The organism is Comamonas sp. lk (assembly GCF_900564145.1).
Lineage (GTDB): Bacteria > Pseudomonadota > Gammaproteobacteria > Burkholderiales > Burkholderiaceae_C > Comamonas.
This window is the reverse complement of the sequence record NZ_UOOB01000001.1, coordinates 434,181-448,391: the sequence shown is the minus strand read 5'-3', so window position 1 is coordinate 448,391 and position 14,211 is coordinate 434,181. Positions and strand designations below refer to the sequence as shown.

The window sequence follows — 14,211 nt, the reverse complement described above, 5'->3', positions numbered from 1 at the left end:
CCGCCACGCCCCAGGGCGTGTCGACCGCTGTGCAGCCTCCTGTTCAGCCTTCCACCAAGCCGGTGCGCAGACGTTATATGGCTCCGCTGGAGCCTGTCAGCCACAGAGCCAAATGGCTGCTGGGCATCGGCTTTTTTGTCCTCTTCCTCATCGTCTGGTCTGCCGTCACCTTTGGCGGCATGGTGTCGCCCACCTTTCTTGCCAGTCCGCTGACCATGATGCGTGAAGGCATTCTGCTGTTCACCGAGTTCAACTTTCTGCATGACATAGGCATGACGGTCTGGCGTGTCATGGCCGGCTTTGTGCTGGCTTCTGCTGTCGCCGTGCCTCTGGGCATTGCCATGGGCGCCTGGAAGCCGGTAGAAGCGTTCTTTGAGCCCTTTGTCTCTTTTTGCCGCTATCTGCCAGCCTCGGCCTTCATTCCCCTGCTGATCCTCTGGGCCGGTGTGGGCGAGACGCAAAAGCTGCTGGTGATCTTCATAGGCTCGGTATTCCAGATCACGCTGATGGTTGCCGTCACCGTGGGTGGCGCACGCAAGGACCTGGTGGAGGCCGCCTACACCCTGGGCGCCAGCAACACCGGCATTGTTCGCCGCGTGCTGATTCCCGGCGCAGCGCCCGGCATCGCTGAAACCCTGAGACTGGTGCTGGGCTGGGCCTGGACCTATGTCATCGTGGCCGAGCTGATCGGTTCCTCATCCGGTATCGGTCACATGATCACCGACAGCCAGGCGCTGCTCAATACCGGCCAGATCATCTTCGGCATCATCGTGATCGGCCTGATCGGCCTGGTCTCCGATTTCATCTTCAAGACCATCAACCGTCGCATGTTCGAGTGGAGCACGCTGTGAAGAATTTACTGTCCATTCGCGGTGTTTCGCGCACGTTCACCAGCCACAAAGGCACGAGCACCCAGGCCTTGCTGCCGGTGGATTTCGAAGTCAAGGAAAACGACTTCGTCACCATCCTCGGCCCCTCGGGCTGCGGCAAATCCACCATGCTGCGCATCGTGGCTGGGCTGGACTTTCCGACCACCGGTCAGGTGCTGCTGGACGGCCATGTGGTGGACGGCCCGGGCGCCGACCGCGGCATGGTGTTCCAGAGCTACACGCTTTTTCCCTGGCTCACCGTGGCCCAGAACATTCGCTTCGGTCTGCGTGAAAAAGGCGTCAGCGAAGCCCTGCAAAAAGAGCGCAGCGACTACTTCATTGCCAAGGTGGGCCTCAGAGGTTTCGAGAACCACTTTCCCAAGCAGCTGTCGGGCGGCATGCAGCAGCGCACGGCCATTGCGCGGGCGCTGGCCAATGATCCGAAAATCTTGCTGATGGACGAGCCTTTTGGCGCATTGGACAACCAGACCCGCGTGCTGATGCAGGAATTGCTACTGGGCATCTGGGAAGCCGAGCGCAAAACCGTAATGTTCGTGACCCACGATATCGACGAAGCCATTTTCATGGCCAACCGGGTGGCCGTTTTCAGCGCCCGCCCCGGTCGCATCAAGGCAGACATTCCCGTCAACCTGCCCCACCCCCGGCACTACACCGTCAAGACCTCGCCGGAGTTCATGGAACTCAAGGCCAGACTGACCGAAGAAATTCGGGCCGAGTCCCTGGCCGCTGCTGCACACTGAGGGCTGTTGCAGAACCCGCTATCGTCATGAACTCCTGCCGCCCCCCCCGCACCCCTGCCCGCGATGTGCCCCTCGCGCTGTACCAGCAAGTGAAGGAGTATGTGCTGCGCAAGATCAGCGACGGTTCGTTGGCAGCGGGTGAACGCATTCCTTCGGAGCAGGAGCTGGTGCAGCAGTTTGGTGTGGCACGCATGACCGCCAACCGCGCCTTGCGCGAGCTGGCCGAGCAAGGCGTGATCGTGCGCGTGGCCGGCGTGGGATCGTTCGTGGCCGAGGAAAAACCGCAATCCACGCTGTTGCGCATTGCCAATATCGGCGAAGAGATTGCGCAGCGCGGCCACGACCACCGCTTCGAGCTCATCAGCATGAACCGCGAATCGGCCTCCCTGGAAGTGGCTGCCGCCCTGGATCTGAGCGTGGGCGCCTCGGTGTTTCATCTGCAAGGCGTGCACTTCGAAAACGAGGTCCCGGTTCAGCTGGAAGATCGCTATGTCAATCCGCGCCTGGTGCCGGATTTCATGAAGCAGGATTTCTCGGCAGTTCAGCCCTCGGTCTATCTGGTGCGCAATGTGCAGTACGACCAGATTGAACATGTGGTCGACGCCATGCTGCCCACTGCCGAGCAAGCGCAGTGGCTGCAGATGGCTGCCGACCAGCCCTGTCTGATGCTGACACGCCGCACCTGGCTGCGTGGCACTCCCATTACCTGGGTGCATTGCGTGCACCCGGGCATGCGCTACCGACTCGGTAGCCGGTTCCGCACCGATTCCGTGCACGGCGGCTAAGGCCTGCCCTGTCTTTGATCCTTGCGGATGTTTTGCTTGTTTTCAATTGTATATACAGGTATAGCCATGAACACCACTACCGAAAGCTTTTCCTCCTCTCTGGAGCTGCAACCCGGCCAGGTCACACTGACCCAGCTGCGCGCCATTCAAGGCGGTGGTCTGCAGCTGAGCATGGCCGCCTCGGCCTATGCAGACATGCGGGCGGCACAGGCGCATGTGCAACACATCGTGGATGAAGACCAGGTGGTCTATGGCATCAACACCGGGTTTGGCAAGCTGGCTTCAACCAAGATCGCGCACGAGCGCCTGGCCGAGCTGCAGCGCAATCTGGTGCTGTCGCACAGCGTGGGCACCGGCGAGCCTCTGCCCGACCATGTGGTGCGCCTGGTGCTGGCCACCAAGGCTGTCAGCCTGGCGCGCGGACATTCGGGTGCGCGCTCCGAGCTGGTGGACGCCTTGCTGGCACTGGTCAATGCCGATGTGCTGCCCGTGATCCCCTCCAAGGGCTCGGTAGGCGCCTCCGGCGATCTGGCACCGTTATCGCACCTGGCCTGCGTGCTGATCGGCGAAGGCCAGGCCAAGGTCAATGGCGTAGTGGTCTCGGGCCGCGAAGCCATGAAGCATGTGGGTTTCGAGCCTTTTGTGCTGGGTCCCAAGGAGGGACTGGCCCTGCTTAACGGCACCCAGGTCTCCACCGCCCTGGCCTTGTCCGGCCTATTCCAGGCCGAGAGCGTGCTGGCTGCCGGCCTGGTCGCCGGTTGCCTGACGCTGGAAGCGATTCAGGGCTCGGTCAAACCCTTTGATGCGCGCATCCACGCCGCACGCGGACAGCTGGGGCAGATCGCCGTGGCTGCGGCCGTGCGCGAGCTGCTCGACGGCAGCGCCATCGACCCTTCCCACCCCAACTGCGGCCGCGTGCAAGACCCCTATTCCATACGCTGCGTGCCGCAGGTCATGGGCGCCTGCCTGGACAACCTGACGCATGCTGCTCGCGTGCTGGTCATAGAAGCCAATGCCGCTTCGGACAACCCGCTGGTCTTCGATAACGGCGATGTGATCTCGGGCGGTAATTTTCACGCCGAACCCGTGGCTTTTGCGGCCGACATTCTTGCCCTGGCGCTGGCCGAAATCGGTGCGATCTCCGAACGCCGCATGGCCTTGCTGCTCGATACCGGTCTGTCGCGCCTGCCCGCCTTTCTGATTGAAGACAGCGGCGTCAACTCGGGCTTCATGATCGCCCAGGTCACGGCAGCTGCACTGGCGGCTGAAAACCAGTGCCTGGCCCACCCCAGCAGCGTGACCAGCCTGCCCACTTCCGCCAATCAGGAGGACCATGTGTCCATGGCCACCTATGGTGCGCGCCGCCTGGGTGAGATGGCCAAGAACACGGCCGTCATCGTGGGCGTTGAAGCCATGGCCGCTGCCCAGGGCATGGACTTTGATCGCCGCCTCAAAAGCTCGCCGCTGATCGAGGCGCAATATGCGCTGATCCGCAGCCAGGTGCCGTATCTGGACCAAGACCGTTTTCTGGCTCCCGACATCGAAACCATGCGCCTGTGGGCTTTGAATACGGCATGGCCGCAAACGCTGCAGCGCATTCTGCCCAGCACAGCGCTGTAAGAGCCAAGGTTCCAAAACCAGCATGCCCGAGGGCCAGAGACACCAAGCAAGAGCCTACGCCGGCCGCACCGCCTCGCAGCGAGGGTGTCGTCCCCGCGGCACAGCCGCTCAGGGGGTGATTAAAAACTACCGGTGAATTGGTAGCGCGACGCCGGATGCCACAGGGCCGACACCGAGGCTACCTGGCCTTGCGAGCGCGTGCACCGGCGCAGCACCAGACAGGGTTCGGTGATCTCCATGCGCAGCAGCTCGGCCACTTCGGGGCCGGGCATGCTGGCCTCTATGGCGTATTGCACACCCTGCAGCGGGGCCACGCGCGTCAGATAGGCATTAGGCGTCTGGCTACCGAAATCCTGGGCCATGTAATCAGGCGCCACCGCCGGGTTCACATAACGGTCCTCCACCTGTATCGGCACATCGTTTTCAAAGTGCACCACCACCGAGTGGAACAGCTGCTGCTGCGCCGCCGTCAACTCGAACTGGCGCAGCAGCGCCGCATCGGCCTTGTAGCGCTCCAGCCGCTGCAACTGGCCCCGATGCTGATGGCCGCGAGCGGAAATCTCATCCGCAATATTGCGCAGCTGCACCAGCGTGGACTGGTATTTCTGCTGCGCCACAAACGTGCCCGAGCCCTGCACGCGATTCAGCGTCTGCTCGTCGCTGAGTTCGCGCAGGGCGCGGTTCACCGTCATGCGCGCCACATTGAATTGCCTGGCCAGAGCCGCCTCGCTGGGAATGGCCTGTCCCTGCTGCCACTGGCCGCTCTGAATCTGTTGCAGCACATGGTCTTTGATGCGCTGAAAGGCCGGTGTTGCCGCGGCAACGACGGCTGTACTTGGGGTGCGAGACATAGGGTTTGTTCTGACAAAAACGCCCGTAAAGATGATTGACGCGGGGCTGAGTAAACCATGAAAATTGGTATAGACAACTTTAGATCATTAATCAAAAGTTGTATGGATATTTAGCGCAAGCATACCGAGATTGGAGACCGTCCAAATGAGCAATCAATCAACCGCAACGGGGCTGGCGAGCCATGTGGAGACCCGGACCATAGACATGGTTCCGGAGTCGGAACGCCACGGCACGCCGCACAGCCAGATGACGCTCTGGTTCGGCGCCAATCTGCAGATCACCGCCGTGGTCGATGGCGCACTGGCCGTGGTGTTTGGCGCCGAGGCCATGACGGCCATCATCGGCCTGCTGATAGGCAACATCCTGGGCGGCATCGTCATGGCACTGCACTCCGCCCAAGGCCCGCGCCTGGGTCTGCCGCAGATGATCTCCAGCCGGGTGCAGTTCGGCGTCAAGGGTGCAGCCCTGCCGCTGCTGCTGGTGATCCTGATGTATCTGGGCTTTGCCGCCACGGGCACCGTGCTTTCGGGCCAGGCCATCAACCGCATGCTGGGGGTGGAGACGCCCTATGTCGGCATCCTGATCTTCGGCGGCCTGACGGCTTTCGTCGCCGTCGTGGGCTACAAGCTGATCCACACCGTGGGCCGTATCGCCACCGTGATCGGCATCCTGGGCTTTGGCTACCTGGCCTGGCAGCTGTTCCACCAGTACGACGTGGCCACCGCCTTTGGTCAAAAGCCTTTCACCTGGGCCACCTTGCTGCTGAGCATGGCGCTGTCGGCCGGTTGGCAGATGACGTTTGCGCCCTATGTGGCCGACTATTCTCGCTACCTGCCTTCCAACACCTCGGTGTCCTCCTCGTTCTGGAACACCTTCCTGGGCAGCACCATCGGTGCTCAGCTGGCCATGACTTTTGGCGTGCTGGTGGCGGCCCTGGGCGGCAACTTCCTGAAGAACCAGGTCGGTTTCATGGGCGAACTGGCCGGCCCGCTGGCGGTGCTCATCTATCTGGTTATCGTCAGCGGCAAGCTGACAGTGAACTGCCTGAACGCCTATGGCGGCTTCATGAGCATTCTGACCACGGCCAGCGGCTTCAACGCCAAGAAACAGTTCTCGCCCACCACCCGTGTGGTCTACATCGTCGGCTTTGTGATGCTGTCCATGCTGGTGGCCTTGCTGGCCAGTTCGGACTTCCTGAACAATTTCAAGAATTTCGTGCTGCTGCTGCTGGCCGTGTTCGTGCCATGGAGCGCGGTCAATCTGGTGGACTACTACCTGGTCTCCAAGGAAAAAGTGGACATCCCTGCGCTGTACTCCGCCGAAGGCCGCTACGGCGCCTACAACTGGGTCGCCCTGGGCTGCTATGTGATGGGTGTCGTGATTCAGATTCCCTTTCTGAACCAGGCCATGTACAAAGGTCCCATCGCCGTGGCATTGCATGGTGCCGACATCTCCTGGATCGTGAGCTTGGTGGTGACCTCGCTGGTGTACTACCCCCTGGCCAAGCGCAGCATGAAAGTGCCGGCACAGATGATTTACCCAACGCCGGCAGCCGCGCCCGCCGCCGCTTCCCGCGCCTCCGAACTCCGAACCTCTCTGGCCTGATCCGCAGGCCGACTGCTCCCCCAATTCCAACCTGAAGGACATGAACATGAACGCCAACGACGCCATCCTCAGCGCCTCCAAGCAAGATCCACGCTACGACGCCAGCCGCGAAATCCGCGCGCCTCGCGGCAGCGAGCTGCACTGCAAGAACTGGCTGGCCGAAGCCGCCTACCGCATGCTGCAGAACAATCTGGACCCCGATGTGGCCGAGAACCCCAAGGCTCTGGTGGTGTACGGCGGCATCGGCCGCGCGGCCCGCAACTGGGAGTGCTATGACGAAATTCTGGCCCAACTCAAGAAGCTGGAAGCCGACGAATCGTTGTTGATCCAGTCCGGCAAGCCCGTGGGCGTGTTCAAGACCCATCCCGATGCACCGCGCGTGCTGCTGGCCAACTCCAATCTGGTGCCCAAGTGGGCCAACTGGGAAAAGTTCAACGAGCTGGACCAGAAGGGTCTGTTCATGTACGGCCAGATGACGGCCGGCAGCTGGATTTACATCGGCGCACAAGGCATTGTGCAAGGCACGTTCGAGACCTTTGTCGAAGCCGGCCGCCAGCATTACAACAACGACCTGACCGGCAAGTGGATTCTGACGGCCGGCCTGGGCGGCATGGGCGGCGCACAGCCTCTGGCAGGCGTGCTGGCCGGTGCCTGCGTGCTGGCCATCGAATGCAAGCAGTCCAGCATCGACTTCCGTCTGCGCACCCGCTATGTGGACAAGCAGGCCAAGGACATCGACGACGCTCTGGCCCTGATCAAGCACCACACCGAAAAGGGTGAAGCCGTGTCCATCGCCCTGCTGGGCAATGCGGCCGAAATCCTGCCCGAGCTGGTCAAGCGCGCCAAGGCCGGCGGCCCTAAGCCCGATATCGTGACCGACCAGACCTCGGCTCACGACCTGGTCAACGGCTACCTGCCCGTGGGCTGGACCGTGGAGCAATGGAACGCCGCTGCCGCCGACCCCGGCCAGCACCCCACCCTGACCAAGGCTGCGGCCAAGGGCTGCGCCGTACACGTGCAAGCCATGCTGGACTTCCAGGCCATGGGCATTCCCACGGTGGACTACGGCAACAACATCCGCCAGGTGGCGCTGGACGAAGGCGTGAAGAACGCTTTCGACTTCCCCGGCTTTGTGCCCGCCTACATCCGTCCGCTGTTCTGCGAAGGCAAGGGCCCGTTCCGCTGGGTCGCTCTGTCCGGCGATCCCGAGGACATCTACAAGACCGACGCCAAGATCAAGGAACTGTTCCCCGACAACAAGCACACCCACCGCTGGCTGGACATGGCGCGCGAGCGCATCGCCTTCCAGGGCCTGCCATCGCGCATCTGCTGGCTGGGCCTGGGCGAGCGCCACAAAGCGGCTCTGGCCTTCAATGAAATGGTCAAGAACGGCGAACTCAAGGCCCCCGTCGTGATCGGCCGCGATCACCTGGACTGCGGCTCCGTTGCCAGCCCCAACCGCGAAACCGAAGCCATGAAGGACGGCACCGATGCCGTGTCCGACTGGCCGCTGCTCAACGCCCTGCTGAACACCGCCGGCGGCGCCACCTGGGTCAGCCTGCACCACGGCGGTGGCGTGGGCATGGGCTACTCGCAACACGCCGGCGTGGTCATCGTGGCCGACGGTACCGATGAAGCCGCAGCCCGCCTGAACCGCGTGCTGTGGAACGACCCCGCCACCGGCGTGATGCGCCATGCCGATGCCGGCTACGAGATCGCCGTGGAAGCCTCCAAGCGCCATGGCCTGAATCTGCCGATGGTGAAGTGATCGTTACCCCCTGAGGCGCTTGCGCGCCTTCCCCCAAGGGGGACGATGCCCTTTGCTGCGGGGCGGCGGGGCCGCCCAGGCCCTTGCCGGGCATCTCGCGCATGGGGCATGCTTGTTTTCAACGCTTTGGCGACATTCAAGAACCTTTGATCCATGCAACGTTTTGATCTGAACCAGATTCCCCACAGCCCCTGGAAGAACGGGGGCGGCAGCACGCGCGAGATCGTGTGTTTTCCACCGGGGGCGGGCATGGACAGTTTTGCCTGGCGCGTCAGCGTGGCGACGATTGCCCAGGCGGGGCCGTTTTCGGCGTTTGCCGGCATTGACCGGCAGATCATGCTGCTGGACGGCGACGGCGTACAACTGGTCGCTCACCAGGCCGGCATCCATCACGCGCTGCAGCGACGCTGGCAGCCGTTTGCGTTTTCTGGCGATGTGGCGCTGGACTGCACGCTGCTGGGCGGCACCTCCACCGACTTCAATGTGATGACCCGGCGCGGACAATGGAGTGCTGCGGTGCAAGTCATGTCGGCCGAGCACGGCAGCCTGACCCCCGACAGCCCGGCAGGCCTGTGCATGGTGCTGGACGGCCGCTGGAAAGCCGCCGCCGAGACGCTGCTGGAGCCCTGCCAGGGCCTGTGGTGGTCGCCATCCCAGCCCCTGCCCGAGACGCTCACTTTGACGCCACAGCAAACAGGCGCTCATCTGGTATGGGTCAGCCTGACACCATCGCTATAAAAATAAAAGCGTATGGCACTTGTCAGTGTTCAAACTACAAATAAAACCAGCTTGAAACTGAACAAGATCATGCGCTACTCGCTATGAAATTCCTTGTTTCATGGCGCATCCACGCCCATCGATTGACTCGTCGCACCGGAGTGCCCTTATGACGCCCACCTTCCCCGAACCTGCAGCCCCCTCCTCGGCCGATGGACGCTGGCACAACCTGCGTCTGGCACCGGGCCTGTTCAAGACCGATGCTGCCGATGCCGCCATTGCCGACGGCGCGCTGGCCAGCATCGTGGTGCAGCAGGGCCAAGTGGTCTGGGTGGGCGCGCAAGAGGCTCTGCCCGCGCAATACCAGGGCTTGCCTGCGCATGACGGAGGCGGCCAGTTGGTCACGCCGGGCCTGATCGACTGCCATACCCATCTGGTCTATGGCGGCGAGCGCGCCAACGAATTTGCCATGCGCCTGGCCGGCGCCAGCTATGAAGAGGTGGCCAAGGCCGGCGGTGGCATTGTCTCCAGCGTCAAGGCCACACGCGAGGCCAGCGAGGACGAGCTGCTGGCGCTGGCCCTGCCGCGCCTGCAGCAGTTGCTGGATGAAGGCGTGACGGCCATCGAGATCAAGTCGGGCTACGGCCTGGCACTGGAGCATGAACGCAAGCAGCTGCGCGTGGCGCGCCGCCTGGGCCAGCTGTGCGGCGTGACGGTGCGTACCACGTTTCTGGGTGCCCACGCCTTGCCGCCCGAGTATGCGGGCCGCAGCCAGGAATACACCGATCTGGTCAGCAAGGTGATGCTGCCCGCGCTAGCCGCCGAAGGGCTGGTCGACGCAGTGGACGTGTTCTGCGAGCGCATTGCTTTTTCGCTGGCCGAGACCGAACAGGTCTTCCAGGCCGCCAAGGCCCTGGGCCTGCCTGTCAAGCTGCATGCCGAGCAGTTGTCGAACATGGAAGGCGCGGCATTGGCGGCGCAGTACGGCGCCCTGTCTTGCGACCATATCGAGCATTTGTCCGAGCACGGCATTGCCGAAATGAAGGCCGCCGGCACCGTGGCCGTGCTGCTGCCCGGCGCTTTTTATACGCTGCGCGACACCAAAGTGCCGCCGATTGACGCTTTGAGAGCCGCCAAGGTGCCGATGGCCGTTTCTACGGATCACAATCCCGGCACGTCTCCGTGTTTGAGTCTGCTGCTGATGGCCAATATGGCCTGCACGCTGTTTCGCCTGACCGTGCCCGAGGCACTGGCCGGCATCACCACCCATGCGGCGCAGGCCCTGGGTCTGCAGCATGAGCAAGGCCTGATCGCCGCCCAGCGCCCGGCCAACTTCGTGTTGTGGCCGGTGCAACATGCGGCCGAGCTGGCCTACTGGTTTGGCAGCAAGCCCCGCTGTACCATCGTGCGACAAGGCAAGGTATTTGCACCGGCAAAGGCTTGAGCAGGGAGAAAGCACTAGAAAGGCTTTTATGTCCCGCGAACAATTTCTTGAGCAACTGATTTCCACCCTGGGCGCCGATGTGGCGCAGCGCGGCGCCGAAGTGCCCGAGCGCTTCTGGACCGACTGGAGCGGCACGCCGCCCGTGCAGCCCCTGGCCCTGGTGCGCCCGCGCAGCACCGAGGACGTGAGCGCGCTGCTGCGCCTGTGCAGCCAGCACCGGGTGGCGGTCGTGCCCCAGGGCGGCCTCACCGGTCTAGCTGGCGCGGCCGTGCCCGCGCAAGACGCGGTGGCAGTGTCTCTGGAGCGCATGAACACCATTGAGGAAGTCAATGCACAGACTGGCCTGATGCAGGTGCAGGCTGGCGTCACCCTGCAGACCGTGCAGGAAGCCGCCGTCAATGTCGGCATGGTGTTTGGCGTGGATCTGGGTGCGCGCGGCAGCTGCCAGATTGGCGGCAATGTCTCCACCAACGCCGGCGGCAACGGCGTGTTGCAGCACGGCATGATGCGCGATCAGGTGCTGGGCCTGGAAGTGGTGCTGGCCGATGGCAGCGTGCTGCCCATGCTGCGCCCCATGATCAAGAACAACACCGGCTACGACCTCAAGCAGTTCTTCATAGGCGCCGAAGGCACGCTGGGCATCGTCACCCGCGTGCTGCTGCGCCTGCGTCCCGCCCCTCAGGCCACGGCAACCACGCTCGTGGCCATGCCCGACTTCGATTCGGCCCTGGCCGTGCTCAAGCGCATGCAATCGCGCTTCGGCAACAGCGTGGCCGCCTATGAGCTGATGTGGGACAGCTTTGTCCAGGCCTCTCTGTCCTGGCTCAAGCTCGGCGCGCCGTTTGCCGAACGCCACCCCCTGCTGGCCTTGATCAATGTCGATGGCAAGGACGAAGCCCAGCTGCAGTCCGAAGTGCAGGAAGTGCTGGAGCAGGCCATGGAGGCCGGCGAGGTGCTGGACGCCATCGTCGCCCAGTCCGTGGCCCAGGCCCAGACGCTGTGGAAGCTGCGCGAGGCCCCCGCCGAGCTCAACAACCACATGCACCCGGCCATCAACTTTGATGTGAGCCTGCCCCAGGCCGATATCGGCCGCTTTGCCGATGCCTGCGAGGCCGCGTTCACGGCCCGCTGGCCCGGCAAGCATTCCCTGTATTTCGGCCATGTGGGCGACGGCAATCTGCATGTCTCCGTCGACGGCAAGACCGTCAACGGCGAATGCGATGCCGTCGAGGAAGAGCTGTACGACCTGGTCGCCGCCTTCAAGGGCAGCGTCTCGGCCGAGCACGGCATAGGTCTGCACAAAAAACCGTATCTGTATGCCAGCCGCACGCCCCAAGAGCTGGCTGCCATGCGCGCCATCAAGCTGGCGCTCGATCCCTTGTCGCTGATGAACCCCGGAAAGGTGTTCTAGACCATGGATGAATTTTTTGCCGCCTGAGCTTTATCCGTCTTACCGAGAACCATCACCATGACTGCTTCTTCCTCCATTTCACGCACCTTGTTTGCTGCAGATGCCTTGCTGCCCACGGGATGGGCGCGCAATGTACTGCTGAGCTGGAACCAGAGCGGTCAGCTGATCGAAGTGCTGACCGGTGTGGACCCACAAAGCGGCGAAGCCGGCGAGGCGGAGGACGCCGCCAAGGCCAGCGGCCCGGTGATTCCCGGCATGCCCAATCTGCACTCGCATGCGTTTCAGCGCGCGTTCGGCGGCTTGACGGAATTTCGCGGCCAGGCGCAGGACAGCTTCTGGAGCTGGCGCAACCTGATGTACGGCTTTGCCAACCGCATGTCGCCCGAGGCACTGGAGGCGATTGCCACCTGGCTTTACCTGGAGATGCTGGAAGCCGGCTACACCTCGGTTTGCGAGTTCCACTACGTGCACCACGACCTGGGCGGCCAGCCTTATGCCGACGACGCCACGCTGTCGCGGGCCCTGCTGCGCGCGGCGCAAAAGACCGGAATTGGCATGACGCTGCTGCCCGTGCTCTACCAGACCAGCGGTTTTGGCGGCAAGCCGCCGCGTGAGGATCAGGCCCGCTTTATTCGCAGCACCGACAACATGCTAGCGCTTTTGCAGCAGCTGGCGCCTATCTGCAAAGCACAAGAAGCCAATCTGGGCCTGGCTCCGCATTCGCTGCGGGCCGTACCGCCGGACAGCCTGCAAGCCGCTGTTGCCGGTCTGCACGCCATGCTACCCAAGGCTCCGGTGCATATCCACATTGCCGAGCAGACCCAGGAAGTGGACGACTGCCTGGTCTGGAGCGGCCAGCGCCCCGTGCAGTGGCTGATGGAGCATGCCGCCGTCGATCAACGCTGGTGCCTGATTCATGCCACGCATATGACGCCCGAGGAATACGCCAGCGCCGCCAGAAGCGGGGCCGTGGCCGGCATCTGCCCGACCACCGAGGCCAATCTGGGCGACGGCATTTTTGACATGCCTTTGTGGCTGCAAAATGGGGGCCGCTGGGGCGTGGGCTCCGACAGCCATGCCACGGTGAATGCGGCCGAGGAGCTGCTGATGCTGGAATACAGCCAGCGTCTGGCTCTGCGCCAGCGCAATGTGCTGGGCGGTGCGGGCCAACCCCAGGTGGCCACCGCCATGACTTTGCAGGCCGTGGCTGGCGGTGCCCAGGCTTCGGGGCGTGCCATTGCCGGTCTGGCCGTGGGCCAGCAAGCCGATTTTGTGGTGCTGGATGGCGAACATGTGGCCCTGGCCGGCCTGCCTGCCGACAGTGCCCATGCCGGCCATGTGTTTGCCAGCCACCGAACCTCGGCCGTGGCCGAGGTCTGGGTGGGCGGCAAGCAGCGCGTGCAGGCCGGCCGTCACCCGCAGCACGAAATCGCACAACAGGCTTTTGTTCGGGCCCGTAGCCAGTTGCTGCGTAGTGCCTGATCTCCATGCCTGACCTCCGTATTTGATAGCAAGGAAAATCGCTCCATGAGCCCATCCACCCCTCCCTTTGTTTTTCACCAGGGCACGGCCCCTCTGCTGATTTCCATGCCCCACACCGGCACCCATGTGCCGGCCGACATTGCCGCCAAGCTCACGCCTGAAAGCCGCGAGGTGCATGACACGGACTGGCATATGCCCACGCTGTATGAGTTTGCCAAGCAGCTGGGAGCCTCCATCCTGGTGGCCACGCATTCGCGCTATGTGATCGACCTGAATCGCGACCCCAGCGGCGCCAGCCTCTATCCCGGCCAAAGCGTGACCAGCCTGTGCCCCGTGGACAGCTTTGACGACACGCCGCTGTACGTCAGCAAGGACGCCGAGCCCGACGACGCCGAGATTGCCCGCCGCCGCGAACTCTACTGGCAGCCTTACCACGGCCAATTGCGCGCCGAGCTGGACCGCATGCATGACGAGCATGGCGTGGCCATGCTCTGGGATGCGCACAGCATCCGCTCCGTGCTGCCGCGCTTTTTCGAAGGCAAGCTGCCCGACATGAACCTGGGCACGGGCAAGGGCAGCAGTTGCAATCTGCAACTGGCCGAAGAGCTGCTGGCGATTGCCCAGCAATCCACTGCGCACACCAGCGTGCTCAACGGCCGCTTTACCGGCGGCTACATCACGCGCAACTACGGCCAGCCCGACAAGGGCTACCACGCCGTGCAGATGGAAATGACCCAGTCCAGCTATATGCAGGAGCAGATGCCGTTTGACTACCTGCCCCAGGTGGCGGCGCAGATTCAGCCCACGCTGCAGCGCATGCTGCAAGCCGTGCTGGCATTTGCCCAAACCCAGTCGGCATCCCAGGCAGCCTGAAGCCCCTGTCCCGAGGTGATCACC

12 protein-coding genes are annotated in these 14,211 nt (G+C 63.3%); 11 read left to right on the top strand and 1 reads right to left on the bottom strand.

Features of this window, described 5'->3' with window-relative positions; all coding sequences use genetic code 11:
- The first annotated feature begins 77 nt into the window (after window positions 1-77).
- From EAO39_RS02000 to hutH, 4 genes are all read left to right on the top strand, one after another.
- Window positions 78-851 (top strand): ABC transporter permease, encoded by a 774-nt coding sequence (locus EAO39_RS02000; protein WP_120965751.1) that lies wholly within the window; start codon window positions 78-80, stop codon window positions 849-851.
- Window positions 848-1,630 (top strand): ABC transporter ATP-binding protein, encoded by a 783-nt coding sequence (locus EAO39_RS01995; protein WP_120965749.1) that lies wholly within the window; start codon window positions 848-850, stop codon window positions 1,628-1,630. The genes EAO39_RS02000 and EAO39_RS01995 overlap by 4 nt, the downstream gene beginning before the upstream one ends.
- 26 nt (window positions 1,631-1,656) lie before the next feature.
- Window positions 1,657-2,415, top strand: a complete 759-nt coding sequence (gene hutC / locus EAO39_RS01990) for a histidine utilization repressor (protein WP_120965747.1) — start codon at window positions 1,657-1,659, stop codon at window positions 2,413-2,415.
- A gap of 66 nt (window positions 2,416-2,481) precedes the next feature.
- Complete coding sequence (hutH, locus tag EAO39_RS01985; RefSeq protein ID WP_120965745.1) at window positions 2,482-4,035, top strand: histidine ammonia-lyase; 1,554 nt, start codon at window positions 2,482-2,484, stop codon at window positions 4,033-4,035.
- 119 nt (window positions 4,036-4,154) lie between these two features.
- Here hutH and hutC (EAO39_RS01980) read toward each other — a convergent pair whose 3' ends face one another.
- Window positions 4,155-4,886, bottom strand: coding sequence for a histidine utilization repressor (gene hutC, locus EAO39_RS01980; RefSeq protein WP_120965743.1), 732 nt, complete (start codon window positions 4,884-4,886; stop codon window positions 4,155-4,157).
- A 145-nt stretch (window positions 4,887-5,031) separates the two neighbouring features.
- Here hutC (EAO39_RS01980) and EAO39_RS01975 point away from each other — a divergent pair, with 145 nt between their 5' ends.
- The 7 genes from EAO39_RS01975 (at window position 5,032) to hutG (ending at window position 14,187) form a co-directional block, all read left to right on the top strand.
- Entirely contained in the window at window positions 5,032-6,492 is a 1,461-nt protein-coding gene (locus EAO39_RS01975) for a cytosine permease (protein WP_120965742.1), read from the top strand.
- A gap of 46 nt (window positions 6,493-6,538) precedes the next feature.
- Window positions 6,539-8,260, top strand: coding sequence for a urocanate hydratase (hutU, locus tag EAO39_RS01970; RefSeq protein ID WP_120970586.1), 1,722 nt, complete (start codon window positions 6,539-6,541; stop codon window positions 8,258-8,260).
- 153 nt (window positions 8,261-8,413) lie between these two features.
- The gene (locus EAO39_RS01965) at window positions 8,414-8,998 is read left to right on the top strand and encodes a HutD family protein (protein WP_120965740.1); all 585 of its coding nucleotides are present in this window, start codon (window positions 8,414-8,416) and stop codon (window positions 8,996-8,998) included.
- A 148-nt stretch (window positions 8,999-9,146) separates the two neighbouring features.
- Window positions 9,147-10,421 carry an imidazolonepropionase gene (hutI, locus tag EAO39_RS01960; protein WP_120965738.1) on the top strand — a complete coding sequence of 425 codons (1,275 nt, stop codon included), beginning with the start codon at window positions 9,147-9,149 and terminating at the stop codon, window positions 10,419-10,421.
- A 28-nt stretch (window positions 10,422-10,449) separates the two neighbouring features.
- Window positions 10,450-11,832, top strand: a complete 1,383-nt coding sequence (locus tag EAO39_RS01955; protein ID WP_120965736.1) for an FAD-binding oxidoreductase — start codon at window positions 10,450-10,452, stop codon at window positions 11,830-11,832.
- 57 nt (window positions 11,833-11,889) lie between these two features.
- Entirely contained in the window at window positions 11,890-13,314 is a 1,425-nt protein-coding gene (locus EAO39_RS01950) for a formimidoylglutamate deiminase (protein WP_120965734.1), read from the top strand.
- A gap of 45 nt (window positions 13,315-13,359) precedes the next feature.
- Window positions 13,360-14,187: an N-formylglutamate deformylase gene (hutG, locus tag EAO39_RS01945; RefSeq protein WP_120965732.1), complete on the top strand. Its 828-nt coding sequence runs from the start codon at window positions 13,360-13,362 to the stop codon at window positions 14,185-14,187.
- Window positions 14,188-14,211 lie beyond the last annotated feature (24 nt).